Origin of the sequence: Paraburkholderia caffeinitolerans (assembly GCF_902859945.1) — a bacterium.
Classification (GTDB): domain Bacteria; phylum Pseudomonadota; class Gammaproteobacteria; order Burkholderiales; family Burkholderiaceae; genus Paraburkholderia; species Paraburkholderia caffeinitolerans.
Map to the genome: position 1 here is coordinate 38,449 of NZ_CADIKL010000028.1, position 26,171 is coordinate 64,619.

Consider the following 26,171-nt stretch of genomic DNA (forward strand, 5'->3'; position numbering starts at 1 on the left):
GCAGTGCGTCCGGCGAGAGCCGGCGCACTGACGGGGGACGCTTTTCGCCGTTTTTTCGATTCAACCCGCAACCAGCGAGTCGACCACCATGACTACTCCCCATGCGGCCACGTTGAAGTGGCCCAACGCCAAATCGACGGCCGTGTCGCTGACCTTCGACGTCGATGCCGAGGCCGGCTATCTCGGCGAGAGCCCGGCCTATGCGCGCCGCCTGACGAGTCTCTCCGAAGGGCGCTTCGGCGTGGTGCGCGGCGTGCCGCGCATCGTCGAGATGCTGCGCCGCCACGGCATTCGCGCGACGTTTTTCGTGCCCGGCTACACGGCCGAACAGCATCCGCACCTCGTCGAACTGCTGCTCAAGGATGGGCACGAGATCGGCCATCACGGACATATGCATCTGCGCAGCGACAGGGTGTCGGCGCAGGCGCAAGCCGATGAAATGCGCCTGGGTCTCGCCGCATTGCAGAAGGCCGGCGCGCCGAAGCCCGCGGGCTACCGCTCGTCGTCGTGGGAACTGACGCCTGAAACATTCGATCTCGTGCTCGACAACGGCTTCGTGTACGACTCCAGCTGCATGGGCGACGACCGCCCGTACCACGAATGCTGGAACGGCCGCTCGATTCTGGAGTTGCCCGTGCACTGGTCGCTCGACGACTATCCGATGTTCGGCTGGACCATCGACAACGGCGGCAACTTCACGGCGCCGCGCACGCTGGTCGATACGTGGCTGGCCGAATATGAGTCCGCGCGCCGTGACGGACGCCACACGACCTTCACGATGCATCCCGAAGTGATCGGGCGAGGCGCGCGCTTCGATCAACTCGAACGCTTCGTCGAACGTCTCGTAGCGGATGGCGACGTATGGTTCGCCCGTCTCGACGAAGTCGCGCGCCACGTGAGCCCGCAACTCGAACGGGTGGCGGCATGACGCTCGTGTTCCGTTCTACGCAGACCGAGCCCGCCGCGCGCGGCCGCGAGTTCGGCGAGGTGCACGCGCAGCGCATTCATACGGGCGTCGAACGCTATCGCGCGTTGTTCGAGCGCGTCGCGCAACGCCCGTTCGATCTCCACGCGATGGGTGCGCAGGCGCTCGAGTGCATCGCGCGCTTCGCTGCGCCCTTGCACGCCGAGATCGCGGGCATGGCCGAGGGCGCGAAGATCGACGTGCGCCTGCTTGGTGCGATCAACGCGCGCACCGAGATTCTCGCGGCGTTGCATGCGCCGTTGCGCGGCGAATGCTCGACGGTCGTGCAGGCCGACGCGCACAGCGCACACGCGGTCGCCGTGCAAACGTGGGACTGGTACGCCGATTTCGCCGATCAATGGTTGACGTGGGAAATTCCTCATGCCGATGGCCATATCACGACCACGGTGACGGAGTTCGGCATCGTCGGCAAGGCAGGCGTGAACGATCGCGGCATCGGCGTGCATTTCAACATCCTGCATCACGAGCGCGATGGCGCGACCATTGGCCTGCCCGTGCACGTGGCCTCGCGCTGGATGCTCGACACTTGTGGCGACGTGAACGAAGCGTTGCAACTGCTGGCTTCGGCCGAGGTGTCCGCGTCGTCGTCGTTGACGGTGATCGCGGCAGCGGACAACAGCAGCACGGCGGTATCGGTCGAACTGCATCCGGGCGGGCCCGGATTCGTGTTTCCCGACGCCAGCGGATTGCTCGTGCACACCAACCACTTTCTTTCCTCACCAGCGGCGGCGGGCGATACCGAGCCGCGCCAGTACCCCGACACGCTGGTCCGCCACGACCTGCTCACGCGCAGGCTCACGGGCCGCGCGAAGCTTTCGGCGTTGCAGGTGATCGGCGCGATGAACAGCCATCTCGGCACCACGGGCGCGCTGTGCTGCCACCCCGATCCCGCGCTGCCCGAGAGCGGTCAGTACGCCACCCTCGCCACCATCGTCATCGACGTGGCGCGCGGCACGCTTCGCGCGTTGCGCGGCGGCCCGTGCCATCACGTGCAACTGCTTGCAGCAGCCTGATTTCCATTCACACCGACAACAAGGAGTTCGCCATGCTCAAACTCAAGCGCATCGATAACATGGACATCCTCACGCCCAATGTGCAGCGTCTCGTCGACTTCTATCACGGCACGCTCGGTCTCGGCTTCTTTCTGCCGTATCAGCCCGAAGAGCATTGGGCCGCCATCGAAATGGGCAACGTGACGCTCTATCTCTTCCGTACGGAAGACGCTACGCCCGTCGAGCGCCGCACGGCCGTGAACCTGAGGGACAAACCCGGCTTCGATTCCTTCGCCTTCGAAGTCGAGAACCTCGACGACGCGATGCGCGTGCTCGACGGCAAGGTCCAATGGGTCACCGATGAGCCGATCGAATGGCAGCACCCGAACGGCACGCATTATCGCTATCGCCCGATGTTCGATCCGGACGGCAACATGCTGTACGTGACCGAGCCGCACAAGGTCGCGGCCTGAGCCCGCGCCGATGGGAGTCATGGATATGAATCAGGCAATCAGGCGCGCGCCGTCGCGCCAGGCACCCGAAGCCGTGCTCGCGCTGTCGCCCGACGCTGGGCGTCTCACCGGGCGTGTCGCGCTCGTCACGGGCGGCGGCCGTGGCGCGGGCCGCGCGCATGCACGGCTGCTCGCGCTGCGCGGCGCAGCCGTGGCGATCGTCGACATCGACGCCGATGTCGCGCGTGAGACCGCTGAAGAAATCGAACGAGCCGGCGGCCGCGCGATCGCGTTGAGCGCCGACATCACGCGCCGCGATCTCGCGGAGCGCGTGATTGGCGAGGCCGCCGAGCGCTTTGGCGGCATCGACATTCTGGTGCACAACGCGGGGCTCATGTATTCGCTCACCGGCCTCGAAAGCACCGATGACGCCAACTTCGATCAACTGCTGTCGATCAACGTGCACGCGCCGCTCCACCTCACGCGGGCCGCGCTGCCCTGGCTGCGCAAGAGCCGTGCGCCGCGCGTCATCTTCATCAACTCGCAGTGGGGGCAGGTGCCCGATGGCCATTCGTATGGCTACATGGTCGCGAAGGCTGCGCAACTCGGCTTGATGAAGACGATGGCGAAGGAGTTCGTGGGCGAAGGCATTCTCGTGAACGCCGTGACGCCCGGCGCGATTCTCACGCGCATGGTCCCGGACGAATACGTCGAAGGCGAGCAGAAGGCGATCCCGCTCGGCAGGCTCGCGCACCCGGAGGAGATCGCCAGCACCGTGGCGTTTCTCGCCTCCGACGAGGCCGCCTTTATCGCCGGCCAGGCGATTCCGGTGAATGGCGGCGCGCTCGTCGTCGGTATCTGAATCCATTATTTAGCATCAGAGGTTTCTATGTCCGCACAATTTCCGCTGCGCTCGCAAGCCGAACTGGCGATGCGCCGCCAATGGTTTCCCGTCGCCCGTTCCGTCGATCTGGGCACGCCCCAAAGCGCGACGCTGCTCGGCCAGCGCCTCGCCGTGTATCGCACCGAATCGGGCAAGGCCGTCGTGCAGGACGCGCGCTGCCCGCATCGCGGCGCGGACTTCGCGCTCGGCAAGGTGCATGGAGAAAACATCGCCTGTCCGTATCACGGCTGGCAGTTTTCGGCGGAGAACGGCAAGTGCACGCATGTGCCGTCGCTCGAGGATCAATGCAAGATTCCGCCGCAAGCCGCGATCCGCACCTATCGCACGATCGAGCGCTTCGCGCACGTGTGGACCGTTCTCGAAGAGCCCGTCACGGACCTTTACGATCCGGCGCGGTGGCGCGAACTCGAACTCGACTGGCTGGCGGCAACGCCGCTCGAATCGCCTACGGGCGTCGCTGTCGCGATCGAAAATTTCCGCGACGTGGCGCATTTCCCGTTCGTGCATGAAGTGTCGATGGGGCCGTCGAAGCATGTGGTCGAGCCGCTGAAGGTGAAGCGCGAGGGGCTGGACATCTGGATGGAGCGCAAGCTCGATGCAGGCGACGGCGACTGGGCAAACGACGGCGACTGCATGATGTTCTATCACTGCATCGCGCCGGGCATGGCGTCGATTACCTACGACTACGAGAAATTCGGCAAGCGCATCGTGGCCGGCTTCCCGTCGCCCGTCGCGTACGACCAGGTGCGCATCTTCTGGAGCGTGGGGAACGAGCGCAGCTATCGCGGCGCGAATCTGGAGGAATGCTTGCGGATCGAAGAGATGGTGTATCTGGAGGATATGCCCATCGCGGCGGGTATCCAGCCGCGCGAAATCGACTGGGATGGCACGTATGTCGAGCATTCGGTGCCGGCCGATCTTTTCACGCTGAATTATCGGCGCGCGTTCCGCGAGTTCATGGAGCGTGCGAAGCAACCGGCGCCGGCTGTCATGGCGCAAGCGAAGGCGGAGGTGGTATGAACGCGCGCAACACGGCGTTCGATGTGCGGATCACCGGCATGCGCATCGAAGCGGAAGGCGTTATTTCGCTGGAGTTGCAGTCGTCCGACCGCTCGGCGTTGCCCGCGTGGACGGCGGGTTCGCACATCGACCTCGTGTTGCCGTCGGGTCTGACGCGTCAGTATTCGCTCTGCGGCGACCCCGGCGACTCCGGCGACAGGCAGTCGTTGCGCATCGCCGTGCTGCTCGAACCGAATGGACGCGGCGGCTCGCGGGAAGTGCACGGCCTGCGTCTCGGCCAGCAGGTGCGGATTCGCGGACCGCGCAACGCATTCGAATTGCAGCCTGCGGATGCCTTTCTGTTCGTCGCGGGCGGCATCGGCATTACGCCGATCTTGCCCATGATTCGCACTGCGCAGCGCGCGAACGCCCGATGGCGTCTGCTGTATGGCGGTCGCTCGCGGGCTTCGATGGCGTTCGTGCGCGAGCTAGAGCGCCTGGGGGGAGAGCATGTCGAAATTCTGCCTGCGGATGAAACCGGCTTGCTCGATCTCGAGCGCATTGTTGCGAGCGCGGCTGAAGGCGCCCAGGTGTATAGCTGCGGTCCTGCTGCGTTGCTCGATGCACTCACTGAACGCTTTGCGGCGGCGGGGTTGAGCGGGAGTCTGCATATCGAGCGCTTTGGTGCGGCGCCCGCCGCTGCGGTTGGTTCCGCCGAGACGCTGCGCGTGGTTCTTGCGCGTAGTGGCGCCACCGTCGATGTGCCGCACGATTGCTCGGTCATGCAGGCGCTGCGCAATGCGGGGCATGAAGTGCCGTCGTCGTGCGAGCAGGGCGTTTGCGGGATGTGTGAGACGCGTGTGCTTGATGGTGTGCCGGATCATCGCGATATGTTGTTGACCGAGGCGGAGCGGCAGCGCGGCAATGTGATGATGGTCTGCGTATCGCGTGCGTTGACGTCTACCCTCACGCTCGACCTCTAAGGGCGTTTCCGGCGCCCACGGCCGAGCTCGTCCAAGCGGATGAAATTCAACTATTAAATTAGTCATGCAAAGCAATATCATCATCGGAATCACGGCGGATCGCGCAAGGATCGGTTTGCACTGGTCGCACGCGGCGGGAGAGAAATACATCGATCCGATCGTAGACGGCGCACAGGCCCTCGCTGTCATCCTGCCGGCCCTCGGCGAGCGGCAATCGACGGAAGCGATTCTTGCATCCGTCGATGGCTTGCTGTTCACGGGCAGCTACTCGAATGTCGAACCGCATCACTATGGCGGCGCGGCGAGCGCGCCCGGCACCTTGCACGATCCGCAACGCGACGCGACGACACTCCCCTTGATGCAGGCGGCAGTCGAGCGTGGCGTGCCCGTGCTCGCCATCTGCCGTGGCTTCCAGGAGATGAACGTCGCCTTCGGCGGCACGCTGCATCAGGCCGTCCACGCGGTCCCCGGCTTGCTCGATCATCGCGAAAGCAAGGCCGATCCGATCGAAACGCAGTATGGCCCCGCGCATCGCGTGCGCATCGAGACAGGGGGCGTATTGCATGCCTGCAGCGGCATGACGGAGGCCCTCGTCAATTCGCTGCATGGTCAGGGTATCGCGCGGCTGGGCGGCGAACTGAGCGTCGAAGCCGTTGCGTCCGATGGCCTGATCGAAGCGTTCAGCGTCAAGTCAGCGTCTGCTTTCGCACTTGGCGTGCAGTGGCATCCTGAATGGCAGCACGCGGATAACGCGCTATCGACCGCAATTTTTCGTGCGTTCGGCGCGGCGTGCCGCGAAAGGCGGCGTGCGAAAGACACCGCGTTGATGCGTGGCGCGTGCGATGCCGGTGCACAACTCGCCAGCGCGTGAACGCGATGGAACTGCGCGTGCTTCTGCGATTGACAACCGAAACGACACTGGAATGGTTTCTTGCATGGAAACGCAAATCAAGGATCTGAAATACTGGCAGGCGCGGCGCGCGGCGCTGGCAATCGAAGGGCGCGCATTTATCGACGGCATGTATCGACACGCGCGAAGCCATGAAACGTTCGACTGCGTGAGCCCTGGCGACGCCACCGTGCTTGCCCGGGTCGAGGCATGCAACGCGGCCGATGTGGACGACGCGGTGTCGGCTGCGCGCCGCGCCTTTGACGCGAACGTCTGGGCGGGTTTGAACCCGCGCGACCGCAAGGCGACCTTGCTGCGCTGGGCGGCGCTCGTTCGCGAACACGCGGACGAACTGGCGCTGCTCGAAACACTCGATGCCGGCAAGCCGATTGCCGACACAACGACCGTCGATGTGCCCGGCGCGGCGTATTGCATCGAATGGTTCGCGGAGGCCATCGACAAGTTCGGCGGCGAAGTCGCGCCGGCCGATCATCACCTCGTGGGGCTCGTCACGCACGAGCCCATTGGCGTCGTCGCCGCCGTGGTGCCGTGGAATTTCCCGCTGCTGATGGCGGCATGGAAATTCGCGCCGGCGCTCGCTGCCGGCAACAGCGTCGTGCTGAAGCCTTCGGAGAAGTCGCCGTTGACGGCGATCCGCGTGGCGCAACTGGCGCTCGAAGCGGGCATTCCAGCGGGCGTATTCAATGTGCTGCCCGGCGGCGGCGAAGCCGGCAAGGCGCTCGCATTGCACGGCGATGTGGACTGTATCGCGTTCACGGGTTCGACGCAGGTGGGCAAGCAGATCATGCAGTACGCCGGTGCATCGAATCTCAAGCGCGTGTGGCTCGAACTCGGTGGCAAGTCCCCGAACATCGTGTTGCCCGATTGCCCCGACCTCGACCGCGCGGCGAAGACGGCAGCAGACGCGATCTTCTACAACATGGGCGAGATGTGCACGGCGGGCTCGCGGTTGCTCGTGCATCGCGACATCAAGGACGCGTTTTTGGACCGGCTGATCGACGCGTCGCGTCGCTATGCGCCGGGCAATCCACTCGACCCCTCGACCGCGATGGGCGCAATCATCGATCAAGCCCAGCTCGATCGCGTACTCGGCTATATCGAAGCGGGGCGGCGCGAGGCAACGCTATTGCTTGGCGGCTCGCGCGCGCCCGCGATCGAAGGCGGTTTCTATATCGAACCGACCATCTTCGACACGAGCCACGGCGACGCGCGGATCGCACGCGAAGAAATCTTCGGGCCGGTGCTGTCCGTCATCACGTTCGACACGCTAGACGAGGCCGTGCGGGTGGCGAATGCGAGCGACTATGGGCTCGCCGCCGCTGTCTGGACCGCGGACCTGACCACGGCGCACGAGGTATCGCGCAAGCTGCGGGCCGGCACGGTCTGGGTCAACTGCTACGACGAAGGCGGCGACATGAACTTTCCGTTCGGCGGCTACCGGCAGTCGGGCAACGGCCGGGACAAGTCGTTGCATGCGCTCGAGAAGTACACGGAACTCAAATCCACCCTGATCCGCCTGCGTTAATTCAAACCCTGGAGAGAAACGACATGAATGCCAAGATCGCTCTGGCAGTGGGACTGCTGTTCGCGTCCGCCGCCGCTCATGCGCAAAGCAGTGTCACGCTGTTCGGCGTGCTGGACGAAGGCCTCAATTTCACGAGCAATGCGGGCGGCCACACGGCGTGGCAAACGTCGAGTGTCGACCTGGCGACTAGCCGATGGGGATTGAAGGGCAGCGAGGATCTCGGCGGCGGGTTGCACGCGATCTTCGACCTCGAAAGCGGCTTCATGCTGGACAACGGCAGCGCTTATTACAGTGGGCGCCTGTTCGGTTATCAGTCGTACGTCGGGTTGCAATCCGATACGCTTGGGACAATCACCTTCGGGCGCCAATTCGATTCCGTTACCGATGTCATCGGCCTGATGACGGCGAACGGCAACTGGGGCGGCTACCTGTTTTCGCATCCGCTCGATAACGACAATACCGATGCCACCTTTCATGCGAACAACGCGATCAAGTTGACAAGCAATGAATACGGCGGCTTTTCGGCCACCGGGATGTACGGATTCAGCAATCAGGCGGGTGCTTTCGCGAGCAATCGGATGTACAGCGCGGGCCTCAAGTACAGCTACGCGACGTTTACGATCGGCGCCGTTTATGAAGACCTTTCGAATCCGGGCGCGACTTCGACAGGAGCCGTGGCGTCGGACGATCTGAATTTCGCTGCGTCAAACCAGAAGATCTACGGGATCGGCGCGAGCTATGGAGCCGGACCGGCGACGCTGAGCGCCGTTTATACGCATGTGAACATGCAGCAGCCGACCTCGTCGGTTTATCTTGGCGATCTGGGGCTGAACAACGCGGGCCTGCGTTTCGACAACGTGGAATTTAACGTGAAGTACGACATTCGCCCCGATCTGTTCGTCGGCGGCATGTACACGTACACGATGGCGCATCTGAAACGCGACGGCGCCGAAAGCGCGCTGCACTGGAATCAGGTCGGGCTAATGGGCGAATACCTGTTATCGAAGCGCACGGGCATCTATACCCAGGTGGTGTACCAGAAACTGAGTGGCGGCAATACGGGTACGCCACTCGATACGGCGTTTATTCCCGGCGCCGCAAGCCCGTCGTCGAATTCGCACCAGGTGGTGGCGCGCATTGGCATGACGCACACTTTCTAAGGGGGTTTGTCGCGAGTTCATCGTCCCTGTCGCCTCTGCTTTCATGACCTCAGCATATTAGACCGTCTTGTTGCGACAGAACCCGGCGCGGGTACGGCGCACAACAGCATGACCATGCCGGCCGCGAGCAGCAGTGCGATCACCACGAACCCCGCATAGAGGCTGCCGGTCGATGCCTTGAGCAAGCCGACGAGCGACGGACTCACCGCGCCGCCCAGCGCGCCAATTGCCGTAATCACGGCAATGCCGCCCGCAGCGGCGCCGCCGTCGAGCCAGGCCGTTGGTATCGTCCAGAAAATGGTGAGCGTTGCGTAGATACAGATCGATGCGGCCATGAGCAGCACGACGGTGAGCGTCACGCTGTGCGCGGCGAACGGCAGCAGCAGGAAGCTGGCGGAGACGACGAAGCCGCAGGTTGCCACGTGCCAGCGGCGCTCCATGCGGCGATCGGAGCTGCGGCCGATGAGGGCGATGCCGATGGCCGTGCACACCGAGATCGCGCCACTCAGCCAGCCGACGTCGCGCACTTCGTGCACGCCCACCTGGTGCAACAGCGTGGGAATCCAGAAGCCGATGGCGTTCAGGCCCATGAAGATGCAGAAATAAATGGCCGAGAGCACATAGATGCGCGGATTGCGCAGCACGTCGCGCAGGTGCACGGGCGACGCCGCGTGGGTGCGGCGGCGCTGGCGGTCCGCTTCGAGCGCGGCCGCCACGTGCTGTTTCTCCTCGTTCGAGAGCCAGCGCGCATCGGCGGGCCGGTTGTCGAGATAGAGCATGGCCATCACGCCGAGCGCGATGGCGGGCAAGCCCTCGATCAGGAACAGCCATTGCCAGCCGCGCAGGCCCATGGCGTCGTGCAGATGGCTCATGATCGCGCCCGACATGGGACCGCCTATCACGCCCGCGAGCGGCACCGCCATGATGAAGAGGCTCATGATGCGCCCGCGCCGGCTGTCGGGAAACCAGTAGGTCAGGTAGAGCACGATGCCGGGAAAGAAACCCGCTTCGGCTGCGCCCAGCAAAAAGCGCAGCACGTAGAGCGAGGTGGCGTTGTGCACGAACATCAGCAGCACGGTCAAGCTGCCCCACAGCACCATGATGCGCAGCAGCGTCTTGCGCACGCCAATGCGCGCGAGCAGCAGGTTGCTCGGCAGCTCGAACACGACATAGCCGATGAAGAACATGCCCGCCGCGATGCCGAATATCGCGTCGTTGAGCTTCAGATCCTGGAGGAACTGCAGCTTCGCAAAGCCGATGTTGACGCGGTCGATGAAGTTGACGACGTAGCAGATGAACAGGAAGGGCACGATACGGCGCGCGATTTTCCTGAAAGTCGCATCGTCGTGCTGCGTGGCTGATGAGTTGTGCATCGTGTGTCTCCTCTCGACCCGAGTTCGCGCTTTGGCGCGCGTTCCTCGGGGTCTCCTGCAAAACTCGCCCTTTACCGGGCTTCGTTATCTTCGTGAACGTCGGGCCGCGGGGCTTACCACTCGCCGAAGAACACGCCCCACTGCTTGTGCGTATCGGTCTTGCTCTCGACGCTCGCGTGGTCGACGGTCACGCGCTGCTTGAGCGTGCCGTGCCACTCGGCGAGCCGTGCGTGCATGCGCGCGCGGATAGGTTCGTGGCTCGCATCGGCGCCGAGGTCGACGTACTCGTCGGGGTCCGCCGCGAGGTCGAAGAGCTGTGGCCTGAAGCCTTGCCAGTACACATATTTCCAGCGCGCGTCGCGCACCATCCAGCCGCGGCAGGCATCGGGGCTGCGGCCCAGCGTGAGGCGTGCGCCGCGGAAGCTGTAATCGAGCTCGGAGACGACATAGTCGCGCCAGCCCTCGGCCTTGTCCGCGTCGCCGCGCGTGAGCGCCAGCACCGAGGCGCCTTCCACGCGCTCGTCATAAGCCGGCAGGTCGAGCGCATCGAGTATGGTCGGCACGACGTCGATGCCCGACATGAAGCGCGCTTGCGCGCTCCCGCGCGTTGCATCGGCACTCGGCGACGGGTCGTACACGATCATCGGCACGCGCTGCACGGTGTCGTAGAACATTTCCTTTTCGCCGAGCCAATGGTCGCCGAGGAAATCGCCGTGGTCGGCCGTGAAGACGATCAGCGTGTCCTGCCAGCGGCCGAGGCGCTCGAGCGTCTCCCACAACCGGCCGAGGTGATCGTCGATCTGCTGGATCAGGCCCTGGTAGACGGGCCGCACGGTGTTCGACACTTCCTCGCGCGAGAAATTGAGGCTTTCCTCGTGCTGTCGGTAGGCGGCCAGCACGGGATGCGCGTTGTCGAGTTCGCTGCGCTGGCGCTTGGGCGGCAGGCACTGGTCGAGCGAATACATGTCGTGGTACGGGCGCGGCGCCACATAGGGCCAATGGGGCTTCACGTACGAAAGGTGCAGCGCCCACGGCTGGTCGCCTTGCTGCTCGATGTAGCGGATCGCCTGATCGGTCATGTACGCGGTTTCCGAATGCGGCTCGGCCACGCGCGAGGGCCAGCGCACGTTGCGCATCTGCCAGCCCGAATGCACGGCGCCTTGATCGTCTTGCACGCCGATCACGAAGTCGCTCCAGGGCTGGTCGCTCACATAGCCGTGGTGGCGCAGGTAGGCGGCGTAACCGCTTTCTTTGCCGGGCTCGTGATGGCCGTCGTAGCGATCCAGTTCGAGGAAGGAGCCGGTCGAGAGCCGCTGGCCGAGCGCGCTCGCGCGGGCGATCTCCAGACGCTCCATGCCCTGCGCGTCCACCTGCACGTGGGTCTTGCCGGCGAGCGCGAGCGTCCTGCCGTGGCGCATCAGGTATTCGCCGAGCGTGAGCTCGCCGAGCGACATCGGCACGCGATTCCAGTTCGCGCCGTGGCTCGTCATCGTGCGTCCGGTGTAATACGACATGCGCGACGGACCGCACACGCCCGAGGTCACGAAGGCGTTGTCGAAGCGCACGCCGCGCGCGGCCAGTGCGTCGATATTGCGGGTGCGCAGGTAGGGATGCCCATAGCAGCCGAGATGATCGCGCCGCAACTGGTCGCACATGATGAAGAGGACGTTTCGGGTCGATGCCATGCTGGATGCTGTTCCTGATGCGGTTTGGGTGCGGTTTGTGTGCGGTCGGCCGGGGGCGGCGCGATTGGCTGCGCTTGCACCGATTGCAGTGGCACGATAGTAGGGAGGGGATCGACGATTGACCTAGTCAAACGTATGTGCAGATGCACAATGGCGCGCGTGTCTGGTGCTTGCTGCATGGCGTGGCGGCGGCATAATGGCGGATCGACCCGCTTTCAGCCACATTCGTCCGATTTCATCCGCTTTCATCCGAGCCGACCGTGCCGCGCCCGAAACCCGTTTCCCCCGCGCCTCTCGCGTCCGACCCGCCCGCGCTGAAGCGTCCCGCGCATATCGAGGAATTCCTGCTGTACAGGATCCACAACCTTTCGCGGCTCGCTACGCAAGGCGTCGGCATGATGTTCCGCCGCGAAATCGGCATCAGCCGGCGCGACTGGCGCATCCTTGCGTTCGTCGGGCGTTATCCGGACCTGAACCTCACGCGGCTCGCCGAACTCGCGGCGCTCGACACGGTGGTGACGAGCCGCTGCGTCGCCCAACTGGTCAAACGCGGCTTGATCGCCAACTCGCGGCTGCCGTCCAACAAGCGCATCACTGTCCTCACGCTCACCGAGGCGGGCAAGGTGGCCTACGAGCGGGCGCGTGCTAGCGGGCAGAAGTACAACGTCGAATTCATGGCCTGCCTGAGCGACGAGGAGGCCGGCGTGCTCGATGCGCTGCTCACGCGCATGGAGCAGCGCGCGCAAGAGCTGACGCGGCGCGAGATCGAGAAAAGCGGCGGCGTCGTGCCTGAGGACGACGCGTGACGCGTTGACGTCACTGCGCAGGCCGTGTCGTTCGCACGTGCCCTCACGCCCCCATCGCCTTCCGATCACGTTCCCATCACGCCCCGGCCGATCTTCGCGTATGACACGAGCATCGAAGTCAGCGCCGCCGCGATGGGCGACAACGGCGGGCTCGCGCGATGCACGATACAGATCGTGTAGATCTTTTGCGGCTCCGCGATCGGAATGCGCGCGAGACCCTCGCGCATCAGGCTGTGCGTGAGCACGGTCTGCGGCAGGGGCGCGAGCAGGTCCGTTCGCGTGATCAATGAAAGCGTATCGAAGAGCGAGTCGCAGACCACGGCGATATTGGGCCGGCCCAGCCCCGCTTCGGCGAACAGGTCGACGATGCTGCTGCCGGGCGCGCCGAGGCTGTCCGCCGCGCCGGTGACGATCCATTCGCAGTCGGCCAGCTCGCGGATCGAGCGGCAGTGCGCGCGCGGGTGGCCGCGCCGGCCGACGATGGACGGCTCGGTCGGAAAGAGCGGGATCGTGTGCAGGCCGGTCGCGTCGAACGGCTCGGGCACCGGCGTGATCGCGATATCGAGCTGGCCCGAGCGCACCGCCGGCAGCAACGAATGTGAAAGGCCGTGCGTGACGTGCAGCCGTCCACGCGGAAAGCGGCGGCGGAATTCGGGCAGCACGGCCGGCACGAGGTGAATCGACGGGGCCGGCGAGACGCCGATATCGACTTCGCCGCTTGCGTCGCCCCGCAACTGGTTCATGCCGGATTCCGCGCGATCGCACTCGCGCAGGATGATGGCCGCGTGCTCGAGCAACCGCTCGCCGAAGGTGGTGAGCGCCACGCCGTGCGAGGTGCGCACGAACAATTCCGCCTGCACCGAGGCCTCCAGCTTCGCCACGCTCTTGGTCAGCCCCGCTTGCGAGACGCCAAGCGCGCGCGCTGCCGCACGCACGCCCCCTTGGCTCACGATCGCTGCGAAATCACGTAACTGCTGAAGTGTCATCTCTCGCTCCGCCGGGCTTCCGTGTGAGGTTTCCAGCGATCTTAAGCGACCTCCCGTCTACTTCAGTGATCGCCAAAGGCGAACATGATAGCCAAATTCGGCTTCCCGGGTTATCTCCCGAGTGTCACGATTCGGCCACGTTTCGGCTACGGCCAATCCCGCGACAGACGAGGATGTGCCGCATGCGCCTGCGAGATTCAGAAGTGACCTCATAGGAGATTGGAGACATGCAGGAACTGCTTAAATACCGGCGCGTGATTTTCGCGTCGACGGTCGGCAACGTGCTGGAGTGGTATGACTTCATTGCGTTCGGTTATTTGATGGGCGTGATCTCGCGCCATTTCTTTCCGGTCGGCGCGGGCATGTCGGCCACGCTGCTCACGGCGGCGACGTTCGGCGTCTCGTTCGTCGCGCGCCCGGTTGGCGGCATCGTGCTCGGCATCTATGCGGACCGGGTCGGGCGCAAGGCGGCCCTGCTCCTCGTGATTGTGATGATGACGGTGGCCACCGCGATGATCGGCTTTGCGCCCACTTACTCACAGGCCGGCGTGGCGGCGACGATCATCATGGTGCTCGCGCGCGTGCTGCAAGGGATCTCGGCGGGCGGCGAGTTCGGCAGCGCGACGTCGATGTTGATCGAATACGCGCCCGCCAACCAGAAGGGCTTGTTCGGCAGCTTCCAGATGTTCGCGCAGGCCGTGGCCGGCGTGCTCGCATCGCTTGCGGGCGTGCTGATCACCCAGGGGCTCACGCCCGCGCAGCTCGAATCGTGGGGCTGGCGCCTGCCGTTCCTGTTCGGACTACTGATCGGTCCGGTCGGGCTCTACATCCGTCATCGCGTCGATGAACCCGAGGTATTCCGCAAGACGATGGAATCCGGCGGCAAGCTGCCGTTCGGGAAACTGCTGAGCGGCTACTGGCGGGAGATGACGATTGCGGGCGCACTGGTGGCGGGCACGACCATCATGCAGTTCGTCTTCAACATCTATATGCCGACCTACGCAGTGAACTACCTGCATATGTCCGCGGGCACGCCGTTCGTCGTGATCGCGCTGTCGGGCGTGGTGCGCATTCTCGCGTGCCCGGCGTTCGGCGCGCTCTCCGACCGGACTGGGCGCAGGAGCGTCCTTGCATGGGGGTTCGTGGGCAGCCTGCTTGCTGCGTGGCCCTGTTTCGCGTGGCTGAAGGCGGTACCCACGCTCGCCACGCTGCTCATGATCGAGCTGATCTTCGGCGTGCTCGGCGCGGCTGTGCTCGGGCCGCTCTCCACCGCGCTCGCCGAGATGTTTCCGATTCACGGGCGCTCCAGCGGTCTCGCGGTCAGCTACAACGTCTCGACCACGATTTTCGGCGGCTTCACTCCGCTGATCGTGACCTGGCTGATCGTGACGACCGGCGACCGCATGGCGCCCGCCTGGTACGTGATCTTCGGCGCGGCGCTGGGTCTGGCCGCCGCCTTGAAGCTGGCTGGCGGCGCTTGCGAGCCGCAGCCTGTGACCGATACCCCGCTGCATAACTAACTAACTGACCTGCGCGCGGCATTGCCGCTCGCGCATTCTTTCTTCGATACTCAAAAGGAATCTGGCCATGAACATGACAGGCGGGCAAGCGCTCGTACAGCAACTGCTGCGCGAAGGCGTCACTGATATTTTCGGCATCCCGGGTGTGCAACTCGACTGGGCAGTGGAAGCGCTGCGCCAGGAGAGCGAGCGGATCCGCTACTGGGTGCCGCGCCATGAGCAGGCAACGGCCTACATGGCCGACGGCTATGCGCGCACTACGGGGCGCATCGGCGTGAGCATGGTCGTGCCAGGCCCTGGGCTGCTCAATGCGATGGCCGGTCTTTCGACGGCGTACGCGTGCAATTCGCGCGTGCTGGCGATCAGCGGCAATATTCATTCGAGCGGCGTGGGCCGTGGTTATGGACTCCTGCATGAAATCCCGAACCAGACCCAGGTGCTCGCGAGCGTGACGAAGTGGCAGGGCAACGCCGCCACCCCGCAAGCGATTCCCGCGCTCGTGCGCGAAGCGGTGAAGCAGTTGCGCAGTGGCCGGCCGCGCCCGGTGGGCATCGAGATTTCGCACGACCTGCTCAGCGCGAGCGCCGACATTGCGTTGATCGACCCGCCGGCAGGCGAGGACGACGCCGGGCGCGTACGCCCCGATCAGGCCGCGATCGAGAAGGCGGCAGCGCTGCTCGAAGGCGCGCGCTTTCCGGTGATCTATGCGGGCGGCGGCGTGCTGGCTGCGGGCGCGAGCGACGCGCTGCGCCGTTGCGCGGAGAAGCTGCAGGCGCCGGTGGTGCTTGACGACAACGCACAAGGCGCGCTGTCGAGCCGCCATCCGCTCGCGCTGAACACGCTCGGTGGCCGTGCCGTGTTTCCCCACGCCGATGTCGTGCTCGTGGTGGGCAGCCGCTTTCTCGACATCATGCAGCCCGCGCCGTCGTGGCCCGCTGCCGGCATCCGCTATATCTACCTGAATGCCGATGCCGCCGACTGGTCCGCGCCGCGTGCGCCGGGTCTGGGCATTGCCGGCGATGCGCGGCTCGGCCTCGATGCACTCAGCGACGCACTGAGCGCCACGCACCGCACGCCGCCTGCCGACCTCGAAGTGGTGCGCGCCTGGGCGCAGCGCCAGGCCGACGAGATCGAGCCGCAGAGCGCTTACACGCGCGCGCTGCGCAATGCGATTCCCGACGACGGCATTCTCGTGAACGAGCTCACGCAGGTGGGTTACTTCGCACGACTGATGTATCCCGTCTACCAGCCGGGCACCTTCGTCACGCCGGGCTATCAGGGCACGCTCGGCTACGGCTTTGCGACGGCACTCGGCGCGGCGGCGGGCAATCCCGGGCGCGCGGTCGTCAGCATCAACGGCGACGGCGGCTTCGGCTGGAACATGCAGGAGCTCGCTACCGCGCGCAAGTACGGCATGGGGCTCGTCACCGTCGTGTTCAACGACGGCCATTTCGGCAATGTGCGCACGATCCAGAAGCAGACGTTCGGCGAGAACATCGCGGTCGAGCTCTGCAATCCGCATTTCGACCGGCTCGCTGCGGCCTTCGATCTGGACTTCGAGCGCGTGCGCAATCCCGCTGAGCTGGAGGGCGCCGTGCGAAACGCGATCGCGGCGCGCGCGCCGGTGGTCATCGAAGCGCAGGTCGGCGAAATGCCGAGCCCCTGGCACCTGTTCCGCCTGAAGGCACCGCTCAAGCTCGCGGGCCGCGAGGCGCCGCCGAATCCGCTGGGCGAACCCGCCAAGGCCGCGTGAGGAGGGGCCGTGGAAAAGATCGACACTTTCTATTGCGACGGCCGCTGGGTTCCGGTGGACCCAGACGCCACGCTCGCCGCATATGACCCGTGCACCGAACGCCAATTCGCCTCGGTTGCCGTCTGCGATGCATCGGCCGTGGACTTGGCGGTAGCCGCCGCGCGCCGCGCGTTCGATGGCTGGAGCGCCACGCCCGTTGCCGAACGTTGCGCGGCATTGGGCCGTGTGCGTGACGCGATGGCACGCGAGGCCGAGGCGTTCGCCGCCGATCTCGCGACGGAGATTGGCGCGCCACTGTGGGTGTCGCGCCAGATGCAGGTGCCCATGCCGCTGCGCAATCTCGAACTCGCGATCGAGGCGATCGGCGAGATGAGCCTTGAAACGCGCGTCGAGCATTCGCTGATCGTGCGCGAGCCGGTGGGCGTGGTGGCGGCTATCACGCCGTGGAATTTTCCCTTGCATCAGATCGTCGCCAAGGTGGGGGCGGCGCTCGCGGCCGGCTGCACCGTCGTGCTCAAGCCAAGCGAGCTCGCCCCGCTGGCGGCACGGCGTTTCGCGAGGATCGTGCATGAAGCCCGCCTGCCGCCGGGCGTTTTCAATCTCGTGTGGGGCGACGGACCGCGCACGGGCGCGGCGCTCGCGGCCCACCCCGATGTCGACATGGTGAGCTTCACGGGCTCCGTGGCAGGGGGGCGCGCCGTCGCGCATGTGGCGGCCGACACGGTGAAAAAGCTCGCGCTGGAACTGGGCGGCAAATCGGCGACGATTCTGCTCGACGACGCACCGCTTGCCGATGCCGTTCAGACCGTGCTGCGCCAATGCTTCACGAACAGCGGCCAGATCTGCGCCGCGCAGACGCGGCTGCTCGTGCCGCGCGCGAGACTCGCTGAAGTCGAGGCCGAGTGCGCGAAATATGCGCAAGGCTGGACGGTTGGCGATCCCGTCAATCCCGGGACGCGGCTCGGGCCGGTCGCGAACCAGCGCCAGTTCGAAACGGTGCAGCGTCACATCGAGACGGCGCTGGCCGAAGGGGCGCGGCTGGTGGCGGGCGGCCCCGGCCGCCCCGAAGGTCACGCGCGAGGGTATTTCGTACGCGCGACGGTGTTCTCCGGCGTCACGCCGCATATGTCGCTCGCGCGCGAGGAGGTCTTCGGCCCTGTGCTGGCGCTCATGGCCTACGACGACGAAGACGAGGCCGTGGCCATCGCCAACGGCACGCCTTATGGTTTGTCGGGAGGCGTCTGGAGCGCCGACGCCGCGCGCGCGCTGGCCGTCGCGCGGCGCTTGCGCACCGGACAGGTGGTGATCAATGGCGCGCCGCAGAACCTTGCCGCACCGTTCGGCGGCTACCGGCAATCGGGCATCGGGCGTGAAAACGGGCGCTACGGCGTCGAGGAATTTTTTGAATTGAAGGCCATCCAGGGAGGTTGTACCCATGACTGATACCAACGACTTGACGCTGCGGCTGCCGGCACACATTCTGGAGTCCAGACCTTATCAGCCCGGCAAGCCGATCGACGCACTCGCACGCGAAATTGGCGTGGATCCGGACGCGATCGTCAAGCTCGCGTCGAATGAGAATCCGCTTGGCATGAGCGAGGCGGCACGGGCCGCGCTCGCCCAGGCCGCACACGGAGCCGCGCGCTATCCCGACAACGACTGCCACGCGCTCGTTCAAGCGCTATCGCGCAAGCTCGATGTGCCGGCCAACTGGCTGGTGCTGGGCAATGGCTCGGAGTGCGTGCTGGGGCTCGCCGCGACCGCGTTTCTCGAACCCGGCCGCCACGCGCTCTACGCGCAGTACTCGTTCCAGGCATTCATCAACGCCGTGCAGCGCACTGGCGCGCAGCACAAGGTTGTTGCGGCGCGCGAGCATGGCTGCGATCTGGATGCCATGCTCGGGGCGATCGACAGCGACACGTCGCTCGTCTATATCGCCAATCCCGGCAACCCCACGGGCTCGTTCGTGCCGGGCGCGGCGCTCGAGCGCTTCATCGCCCGCGTGCCGCGTGACGTGCCGGTTTTGCTCGACGAAGCGTATTACGAGTACTTGCCCGACGCCGACCACTACGACAGCCTCGCATGGGTGCGCCGCTTTCCGAACCTGATCGTGACGCGCACCTTTTCCAAGGCCTATGGGCTGGCAGGGCTGCGCGTGGGCTACGGCATTGCTCAGGCGCCGCTGGCCGCGTTGCTCAACCGTATTCGGCCGGCGTTCGTGGTGACGGAGCAGGCCGAACGCGCGGCCGTGGCCGCACTCGACGACGAGGCATTCCTCGCGCGCAGCCGCATGGCGAATGAGCGTGGGCTCGCGCAGTGGTATGCGGGGCTCGACGCGCTAGGTCTGCCGTACTTGCGCTCGCGAGGGAACTTCGTGCTCGCTCAGGTAGGCGATGCCGCCGCGATCAACACGAGGCTATTGCGTCAGGGCGTCATCGTGCGGCCGGTAGGCGTCTATGGGCTGCCCCAATGGCTGCGGATTTCGGTTGGCACCGAAGAGGAGAACGTGCGCTGTCTGGCTGCATTGAAGTCGGCGATGGAGCCGTGAGCGGCAGGCGCGAAGGCTGAACGTGTTGGCGGTCAGCTACCGACGTGTTGCTCACCCGTGGGCGCGGCGCTGGTAACGCTGCGCTCGGGCCCGAAATCGTGCACAGATCGGAGATCTGGCGCGGCTCCAGCGGCCCGCCCTTGTTGAGCGCGCGAATCACGCGCCATTGCTGCTTCGTGAGCCCATGCGCCGTGATCAATGGACGGAATCGCGCCATCATCTTTTCGCGCGCGTGCAAAAGACGCATGGGCAGGTTGCGGTGTGCAACGCGGGTGGACGCGCGGGAGGAATCGGACACGGCGGCTTCGTTCAATACGCGGCTGCCCGGGGCCGGGACCAGGGGAAACCCGCAAAATCTTCATCGATGGTTGACGCTCGATCATCGCAAGCGCAGAATCACTCACATATTAGTGTTTTCGGGAAGGCGAACCACACCATGTTTTCACTGGCCGACCATCTGCTGCATCTCGAAGGCGAGGCCCTGCCGCGCGACGTGAGCGCCGGCGCGACGCGCGCGCTGCTTGCGGGTGGCGCCCGTTGCCGCGCGCCCGTGTCCGGTGCCGTGTACGGGACGCTGCTCAACGACCGCGCCGCGCTGGAAGCCTTGGGCGACGCCGTGAATGCCGCGCCCTACAAAGCGCCGCCGCGCGCGCCCATCCTCTATCTGAAGCCGCGCAATACGCTCGCCGGCCATGGCGCGCGCGTGAGCGTGCCGGGCGCGGAAGGCGTTCAGGTGGGCGCGTCGCTCGGCATCGTGATCGGCCGCACTGCTGTGCGCGTCAAGGCGCATGAAGCGTTCGATTACATCGCGGGCTACACGCTGGTCGCCGACCTCAGCGTGCCGCACGAGAGCGTCTATCGTCCGTCCGTGCGCTTTCGCGCTCGCGACGGCTTTTGCGTGATCGGTCCCACGGTGCAGGCGCGCAGGCATGTCGCCGATCCGGACCGGCTCGCGATCCATGTCGATATCGAGGGCAAGCCGCGCTTCAGCGCGAATACGTCCTCGTGCGTGCGCGGCGTCGCGCAACTGCTTGCGGACGTGACCGACTTCATGACGCTTTCAGCAGGCGATGTGCTCACGCTAGGCATGCCGCACGGCGCGCCCATCGCGCATGCCGGTGCGCGCGCAACGATTTCCATTGCCGACTGGCCCGCGCTCGCCATCGAATTCATCGCGCCGCAAACGGCAGCACACACCGCCACGCAAGGAGCACCAGCATGATGCGAGGACGCGTTGCCTACGCAGGCGCCATCCACGAAGCAAGACCTGAAGGTCCCCTGGAAAACGCGCGCGTGCGCCTTGCCGACGGCCGCGTGCGCGAAGAGCACGAAGTGGTCTGGCTCGCGCCGTTCGAGCCCGGCACGATCTTCGCACTCGGCCTGAACTACGCCGAGCATGCCAAGGAACTGCAATTCACGAAGCAGGAAGAGCCGCTAGTGTTCCTCAAGGGGCCGGGCAGCGTGATCGGGCATCGCGGCGTCACGCGCCGCCCCGCCGACGTTACGTTCATGCACTACGAGTGCGAGCTGGCGGTCGTGATCGGCCGCACGGCGCAGAACGTGAAGCGCGAAGACGCCATGCAGCACGTCGCGGGCTACACCATCGCCAACGACTACGCGATCCGCGACTATCTGGAGAACTACTATCGCCCGAACCTGCGCGTGAAGAACCGCGATGGCGGCACCGTGCTCGGGCCGTGGTTCGTCGACGCCGCCGATATCGCCGACGTCAACGCGCTCGAACTGCGCACCTGGGTGAACGGCGAACTGAAGCAGCACGGCAACACGCGCGACCTCGTCACCGGCATTGCCGAACTGATCGAGTATTTGAGCGGCTTCATGACGCTCGCGCCCGGCGACGTGATTCTCACGGGCACGCCCGAAGGCGTCGTCAACGTGAATGCCGGCGACGAAGTGATTTGCGAAATCGACGGCCTCGGCCGCCTTGTCAACACGATCGCGTCCGACGCCGAGTTCGGCCGCGCTCCCCAGACGCAACAGACGTAAGCGAGAACGCTATGCGCATCGAACACCTGATCGACGGCCGCGCCCATACGGGCCGCGACTACTTCGAAACCGTGAATCCCGCGAACCAGGAAGTGCTCGCGGAGGTCGCGCGCGGCGGCGCGGAAGAGATCGACCTTGCCGTGCGCGCCGCGAAAGGCGCCTTTCCCGCGTGGGCCGCGAAGCCGGCGGCGGAGCGCGCGAAACTCGTGCGCAAGCTGGGCGAGCTGATTGCGAAGAACGTGCCAGAGATCGCGCTGACCGAGACGAAGGACACGGGCCAGACCATTTCGCAAACGGGCAAGCAGCTCGTGCCGCGCGCCGCCGACAACTTCACCTACTTCGCCGAAATGTGCACGGCGGTGGACGGCCACACTTACCCAACCAGCACGCATTTGAACTACACGCTGTTTCATCCCGTGGGCGTGTGCGCACTCATCTCGCCCTGGAACGTGCCGTTCATGACGGCCACCTGGAAAGTGGCGCCCTGTCTTGCGTTCGGCAACACCGCGGTGCTCAAGATGAGCGAGCTTTCGCCGCTCACGGCTTCTATGCTCGGCCAGCTTGCGCTCGAAGCGGGTATTCCATCAGGCGTGCTGAACGTCGTGCACGGCTTCGGCCAGGAGACGGGCGAGCCGCTCGTCGCGCACCCCGACGTGCGCGCGGTCTCGTTCACGGGCTCGACGGCCACGGGCAACCGCATCGTGCAGACCGCTGGCCTCAAGAAGTTTTCGATGGAGCTGGGCGGCAAGTCGCCGTTCGTGATCTTCGACGACGCCGACTTCGAGCGCGCGCTCGATGCCGCCGTGTTCATGATCTTCTCGAACAATGGTGAGCGCTGCACGGCGGGCTCGCGCATTCTCGTGCAGCGCTCGATCTACGCGAAGTTCGCCGCGCGCTTTGTCGAGCGTGCGAAACGCATCACCGTGGGCGATCCGCTCGACGAAAAAACCGTGGTCGGCCCGATGATCAGCCAGGGCCATCTCGCCAAGGTGCGCAGCTATATCGAACTCGGGCCGAAGGAAGGCGCAACGCTCGCGTGCGGCGGGCTCGATGCGCCCGCGCTGCCCGATGCCCTGAAACAGGGCAATTTCGTGCAACCCACGGTGTTCGTCGATGTCGATAACCGCATGCGCATCGCGCAGGAGGAGATCTTCGGGCCGGTCGCGTGCCTGATCCCTTTCGACGACGAAGCCGACGCCATCCGCATCTCGAACGACATCGCCTACGGCCTGTCGAGCTACGTGTGGACCGAGAACACGGGGCGCGCACTGCGCGTGGCCGCTGCCGTCGAAGCGGGCATGTGCTTCGTGAACAGCCAGAACGTGCGCGATCTGCGCCAGCCGTTCGGCGGCTCGAAGGCTTCGGGCGTGGGCCGCGAAGGCGGCACCTGGAGCTACGAGGTGTTTCTCGAACCGAAGAACGTCTGCGTGTCGATGGGCTCGCATCACATTCCGCGCTGGGGCGCCTGAGCCACACTGGAGGAGACCACAATGGGCAAACTCGCGCTGGCGGCCAAAATTACGCATGTGCCGTCGATGTACCTTTCCGAACTCGACGGGCCGCACAAGGGTTGCCGCCAGGCCGCCATCGACGGCCACCGCGAAATCGGCCGGCGCTGCCGCGAACTGGGCGTGGACACGATCGTCGTGTTCGACGTGCACTGGCTCGTGAACAGCGAATATCACATCAACTGCGCGTCGCATTTCGAAGGCAATTACACGAGCAACGAGCTGCCGCATTTCATCAAGAACATGCCGTACGCGTACCCGGGCAATCCCGCGCTAGGCCATCTGATTGCCGATGTCGCCAACGAAATGGGCGTGAAGAGCCGCGCGCATAGCGAGACCACGCTCGAACTCGAATACGGCACGCTCGTGCCGATGCGCTACATGAACGCCGACCAGCACTTCAAAACGGTGTCCGTCGCAGGCTGGTGCGTGTGGCACGACCTCGCCACGAGCGTGCGTTTCGGGCTCGCGGTGCGCAAGGCGATCGAAGAGCGCTACGACGGCACCGTCGCGATTCTCGCGAGCGGCTCGCTGAGCCATCACTTCGCGAATAACGGCACGGCCGAGCAGTTCATGCACAAGGTCTGGGACCCGTTCCTGGAAGAGACGGACCGCCATGTGGTCTCGCTCTGGGAGCGCGGCGACTGGAAGACCTTTTGCGGAATGCTGCCGCTCTACGCCGAAAAGTGCTGGGGTGAAGGCGGCATGCACGATACCGCGATGCTGCTGGGCGCGCTCGGCTGGGACCGCTACGAAGGCCGCGCCGAAGTCGTCACGCCGTATTTCGGCAGCTCCGGCACCGGGCAGATCAACGCGATTTTTCCGGTCACGCCGCTGCCCGCCTGATCCCGTCTAAATTTCGAAGGAGCGCCTCGTGCCGCATCTCACCCTCGAATACAGCGCCAATCTCGCCGACGAGGCGAGCATCGGCGCACTGTGCGCCACGCTCGCGCAGGTGCTCGACGCCCAGCGCGACGCGAGCGGCGCACGCGTGTACCCGCGCGGCGGCATCCGCACGCGCGCACTGCGTTGCGAGCAGTACTTCGTCGCCGACGGCGACCCGCACCACGCCTTCCTGCACGGCTGCCTGAAGATCGGCGCGGGCCGCTCGCCCGAAGTGCGCCGCGCCACCGGCGACGCGCTCTTCGAAGCCATCAAGCAGCACTTTGCCGTGGCGTTCGACGCGCACGGGCTCGCGCTCTCGCTGGAGATCGTCGAGTTCAGCGAAGAGGGCGCGTGGAAGCACAACAACCTGCACGCCCGCCTCAAGACCTGAACGCCAACCACGGAATTCGACATGCTAGATCCGCAACTCATTCGCGAGCTGGCCGCGCAGCTCGACGAAGCCGAACGCACGCGCACCCAACTGCGCCACTTCTCGCGCACCCATCCGTCGATGACGATCGACGACGGTTATGCGATCCAGCGCGAGTGGGTCAAGCTCAAGCTCGCGGCGGGCCACACGATCAAGGGCCGCAAGATCGGTCTCACGTCGCGCGCGATGCAACGCGCCTCGCAAATCGACGAACCCGATTACGCGCCGCTGCTTGACAGCATGTTCATCGAAGCCGGCAGCGACATTCGCGCCGATCGCTTCATCGCGCCGCGCGTGGAGGTGGAGCTCGCCTTCGTGCTGAGCCGCCCGCTGCAAGGCCCCAACGTCACGCTGTTCGACGTGCTCGACGCCACCGCTTACGTCACGCCCGCGATCGAAATCATCGACGCGCGCATCGAGCAGTTCGACCGCGAAACGAAGGCGCCGCGCAAGGTGTTCGACACGATCTCCGACTTCGCCGCGAATGCGGGCGTGGTGCTGGGCGGCCGCCCGGTGAAGCCGCTCGACGTCGACCTGCGCTGGGTAGGCGCGCTGCTCTACAAGAACGGCGCGGTCGAGGAAAGCGGGCTCGCCGCGGCCGTGCTCAATCATCCGGCCACGGGCGTGGCCTGGCTCGCGAACAAGATCGCGCGCCATGACGAACGCCTCGAAGCCGGCGACGTGATTCTGAGCGGCTCGTTCACCGCGCCCATTACCGCACGCGCGGGCGACACCTTCCATGCAGACTACGGGCCGCTTGGTGGCATCGGCTTTAATTTCGTCTGATCGTAGCGTTTTGCCTTTCACGCAGAATCAGTAAGGATTCCCATGCAAACACTTGACAATCCGTTCAAGCGCGCACTCTCGCAAGGGCGCCCGCAAATCGGCCTGTGGGCCGCGCTCGCCGACTCGTACGTCACCGAGCTGCTCGCGAGCACGGGCTTCGACTGGCTGTTGATCGACGGCGAGCACGCGCCCAACGACCTGCGCAGCACACTCGCGCAATTGCAGGCGGCGGCCCCGTATCCCACGCACCCGATCGTGCGACCGGTACGCAACGACGCGGCCGTCATCAAGCAGTTGCTCGACATCGGCACACAAACGTTGCTCGTGCCCATGATCGAAAACGCCGACGACGCGCGCACCGCTGTCGCCGCCACGCGCTATCCGCCGCTCGGCATTCGCGGCGTGGGCAGCGCGCTCGCGCGCGCGTCGCGCTGGAACGGCGCCGCCGATTATCTGCATCGCGCCGGGGATGGGCTCTGCCTGCTGGTGCAGGTGGAGGCGGCCAATGCGCTTGCGCAGCTCGACGAGATTGCCGCGGTAGACGGCGTGGACGGCGTGTTCTTCGGCCCGGCGGACCTGAGCGCTTCGATGGGCCTGCTCGGGCAACCCGGCGCCCCCGCGGTGCGCGAAGCGATCGTCGCAGGCATCCACGCCGTGCGCGCGCATGGCAAAGCCGCAGGCGTGCTGGCCGCCGACCGCGCGATCGCTCACGAATATTTGCAGGCTGGTGCAACCTTCGTCGCAGTAGGCAGCGACGTTGCGCTGCTTGCGCGCAGCGCGAGCGAACTGGCCGCGGCGTTCCGCGAGCCTGCCGCCTGACCGTGCCAGCGAGAGCGTCGCGCACGGCGTCCTGCCCGGCCGCTCATGGGCTGCTCCGGCCCGCCGGATTCCGCGTTTTAATCGAGCGTGAGCCGCTCAATAATGGGCGTTTTGGCACTTTCGTACCGACTTCAAAAGTCTCGCTCCTCCGTGTG

The 26,171-nt window shown here is 65.5% G+C and carries 24 protein-coding genes and 1 pseudogene; 21 read left to right on the forward strand and 4 right to left on the reverse strand.

The features are described 5' to 3' along the window. Positions 1 to 88 precede the first annotated feature (88 nt). The 9 genes from HV773_RS24060 (at position 89) to HV773_RS24095 (ending at position 8,910) form a co-directional block, all read left to right on the forward strand. Positions 89 to 928, forward strand: coding sequence for a polysaccharide deacetylase family protein (locus HV773_RS24060; protein ID WP_129563777.1), 840 nt, complete (start codon positions 89 to 91; stop codon positions 926 to 928). Next, positions 925 to 1,998 carry a C45 family autoproteolytic acyltransferase/hydrolase gene (locus HV773_RS24065; RefSeq protein WP_217481934.1) on the forward strand — a complete coding sequence of 358 codons (1,074 nt, stop codon included), beginning with the start codon at positions 925 to 927 and terminating at the stop codon, positions 1,996 to 1,998. The genes HV773_RS24060 and HV773_RS24065 overlap by 4 nt, the downstream gene beginning before the upstream one ends. Before the next feature lie 32 nt (positions 1,999 to 2,030). Then, positions 2,031 to 2,450 (forward strand): VOC family protein, encoded by a 420-nt coding sequence (locus HV773_RS36675; RefSeq protein ID WP_217481935.1) that lies wholly within the window; start codon positions 2,031 to 2,033, stop codon positions 2,448 to 2,450. A 25-nt stretch (positions 2,451 to 2,475) separates the two neighbouring features. Further along, a complete protein-coding gene (locus HV773_RS24070) occupies positions 2,476 to 3,291 on the forward strand; it encodes an SDR family NAD(P)-dependent oxidoreductase (protein WP_129563776.1) in 816 nt (271 codons plus the stop codon). Positions 3,292 to 3,318: 27 nt separating this feature from the next. Continuing rightward, on the forward strand, positions 3,319 to 4,353 hold the full coding sequence (locus HV773_RS24075) for a Rieske 2Fe-2S domain-containing protein (RefSeq protein WP_246282386.1): 1,035 nt from the start codon (positions 3,319 to 3,321) through the stop codon (positions 4,351 to 4,353). Further along, the gene (locus HV773_RS24080; RefSeq protein WP_227875511.1) at positions 4,350 to 5,315 is read left to right on the forward strand and encodes a PDR/VanB family oxidoreductase; all 966 of its coding nucleotides are present in this window, start codon (positions 4,350 to 4,352) and stop codon (positions 5,313 to 5,315) included. The genes HV773_RS24075 and HV773_RS24080 overlap by 4 nt, the downstream gene beginning before the upstream one ends. 64 nt (positions 5,316 to 5,379) lie before the next feature. After that, a complete protein-coding gene (locus HV773_RS24085) occupies positions 5,380 to 6,186 on the forward strand; it encodes a gamma-glutamyl-gamma-aminobutyrate hydrolase family protein (protein ID WP_129563775.1) in 807 nt (268 codons plus the stop codon). A 64-nt stretch (positions 6,187 to 6,250) separates the two neighbouring features. Continuing rightward, on the forward strand, positions 6,251 to 7,750 hold the full coding sequence (locus HV773_RS24090) for an aldehyde dehydrogenase (protein WP_129563774.1): 1,500 nt from the start codon (positions 6,251 to 6,253) through the stop codon (positions 7,748 to 7,750). Positions 7,751 to 7,773: 23 nt separating this feature from the next. Next, a complete protein-coding gene (locus tag HV773_RS24095) occupies positions 7,774 to 8,910 on the forward strand; it encodes a porin (RefSeq protein WP_129563773.1) in 1,137 nt (378 codons plus the stop codon). 41 nt (positions 8,911 to 8,951) lie between these two features. On the opposite strand, the gene HV773_RS24100 is transcribed toward HV773_RS24095, so the two are convergent. Both HV773_RS24100 and HV773_RS24105 read right to left on the reverse strand, forming a co-directional pair. Next, the gene (locus HV773_RS24100) at positions 8,952 to 10,283 is read right to left on the reverse strand and encodes an MFS transporter (RefSeq protein WP_129563772.1); all 1,332 of its coding nucleotides are present in this window, start codon (positions 10,281 to 10,283) and stop codon (positions 8,952 to 8,954) included. Positions 10,284 to 10,396: 113 nt separating this feature from the next. Then, positions 10,397 to 11,968, reverse strand: a complete 1,572-nt coding sequence (locus HV773_RS24105; protein WP_129563771.1) for a sulfatase-like hydrolase/transferase — start codon at positions 11,966 to 11,968, stop codon at positions 10,397 to 10,399. Between the two features lie 260 nt (positions 11,969 to 12,228). On the opposite strand from HV773_RS24105, the gene HV773_RS24110 reads away from it, so the two are divergent. Continuing rightward, complete coding sequence (locus HV773_RS24110) at positions 12,229 to 12,774, forward strand: MarR family winged helix-turn-helix transcriptional regulator (RefSeq protein WP_227875510.1); 546 nt, start codon at positions 12,229 to 12,231, stop codon at positions 12,772 to 12,774. A gap of 65 nt (positions 12,775 to 12,839) precedes the next feature. Here the strand turns inward: HV773_RS24110 and HV773_RS24115 are convergent, their stop codons facing one another. Then, positions 12,840 to 13,760 carry a LysR substrate-binding domain-containing protein gene (locus HV773_RS24115; protein WP_129563770.1) on the reverse strand — a complete coding sequence of 307 codons (921 nt, stop codon included), beginning with the start codon at positions 13,758 to 13,760 and terminating at the stop codon, positions 12,840 to 12,842. 227 nt (positions 13,761 to 13,987) lie between these two features. On the opposite strand from HV773_RS24115, the gene HV773_RS24120 reads away from it, so the two are divergent. The 4 genes from HV773_RS24120 (at position 13,988) to hisC (ending at position 19,581) form a co-directional block, all read left to right on the forward strand. After that, positions 13,988 to 15,280: an MFS transporter gene (locus HV773_RS24120; protein WP_129563769.1), complete on the forward strand. Its 1,293-nt coding sequence runs from the start codon at positions 13,988 to 13,990 to the stop codon at positions 15,278 to 15,280. A gap of 67 nt (positions 15,281 to 15,347) precedes the next feature. Then, the gene (locus HV773_RS24125) at positions 15,348 to 17,033 is read left to right on the forward strand and encodes a thiamine pyrophosphate-dependent enzyme (RefSeq protein WP_227875509.1); all 1,686 of its coding nucleotides are present in this window, start codon (positions 15,348 to 15,350) and stop codon (positions 17,031 to 17,033) included. Positions 17,034 to 17,042: 9 nt separating this feature from the next. Next, on the forward strand, positions 17,043 to 18,476 hold the full coding sequence (locus HV773_RS24130; RefSeq protein ID WP_129563767.1) for an aldehyde dehydrogenase family protein: 1,434 nt from the start codon (positions 17,043 to 17,045) through the stop codon (positions 18,474 to 18,476). Beyond that, complete coding sequence (hisC, locus tag HV773_RS24135; protein ID WP_129563766.1) at positions 18,469 to 19,581, forward strand: histidinol-phosphate transaminase; 1,113 nt, start codon at positions 18,469 to 18,471, stop codon at positions 19,579 to 19,581. Before HV773_RS24130 ends, hisC begins: the two co-directional genes overlap by 8 nt. 76 nt (positions 19,582 to 19,657) lie before the next feature. Here the strand turns inward: hisC and HV773_RS36965 are convergent. Then, positions 19,658 to 19,828 (reverse strand): annotated as a pseudogene (locus HV773_RS36965) (homoprotocatechuate degradation operon regulator HpaR); the annotation flags it as partial. A 189-nt stretch (positions 19,829 to 20,017) separates the two neighbouring features. Here HV773_RS36965 and HV773_RS24140 point away from each other — a divergent pair. From HV773_RS24140 to hpaI, 7 genes are read left to right on the forward strand one after another with little or no spacing between them, the layout of a single operon-like run. Further along, the gene (locus HV773_RS24140) at positions 20,018 to 20,803 is read left to right on the forward strand and encodes a fumarylacetoacetate hydrolase family protein (protein ID WP_129563765.1); all 786 of its coding nucleotides are present in this window, start codon (positions 20,018 to 20,020) and stop codon (positions 20,801 to 20,803) included. After that, positions 20,800 to 21,588 (forward strand): fumarylacetoacetate hydrolase family protein, encoded by a 789-nt coding sequence (locus HV773_RS24145; protein ID WP_129563764.1) that lies wholly within the window; start codon positions 20,800 to 20,802, stop codon positions 21,586 to 21,588. Before HV773_RS24140 ends, HV773_RS24145 begins: the two co-directional genes overlap by 4 nt. Positions 21,589 to 21,599: 11 nt before the next feature. Further along, positions 21,600 to 23,057 (forward strand): 5-carboxymethyl-2-hydroxymuconate semialdehyde dehydrogenase, encoded by a 1,458-nt coding sequence (gene hpaE, locus HV773_RS24150; protein ID WP_129563763.1) that lies wholly within the window; start codon positions 21,600 to 21,602, stop codon positions 23,055 to 23,057. A gap of 21 nt (positions 23,058 to 23,078) precedes the next feature. Further along, complete coding sequence (hpaD, locus tag HV773_RS24155; RefSeq protein ID WP_129563762.1) at positions 23,079 to 23,942, forward strand: 3,4-dihydroxyphenylacetate 2,3-dioxygenase; 864 nt, start codon at positions 23,079 to 23,081, stop codon at positions 23,940 to 23,942. 28 nt (positions 23,943 to 23,970) lie between these two features. Further along, positions 23,971 to 24,372, forward strand: coding sequence for a 5-carboxymethyl-2-hydroxymuconate Delta-isomerase (locus HV773_RS24160; protein WP_129563761.1), 402 nt, complete (start codon positions 23,971 to 23,973; stop codon positions 24,370 to 24,372). A gap of 21 nt (positions 24,373 to 24,393) precedes the next feature. Beyond that, the gene (hpaH, locus tag HV773_RS24165) at positions 24,394 to 25,197 is read left to right on the forward strand and encodes a 2-oxo-hept-4-ene-1,7-dioate hydratase (protein ID WP_129563760.1); all 804 of its coding nucleotides are present in this window, start codon (positions 24,394 to 24,396) and stop codon (positions 25,195 to 25,197) included. Positions 25,198 to 25,239: 42 nt separating this feature from the next. After that, complete coding sequence (gene hpaI, locus HV773_RS24170) at positions 25,240 to 26,016, forward strand: 4-hydroxy-2-oxoheptanedioate aldolase (protein ID WP_129563759.1); 777 nt, start codon at positions 25,240 to 25,242, stop codon at positions 26,014 to 26,016. Positions 26,017 to 26,171: the final 155 nt, after the last annotated feature.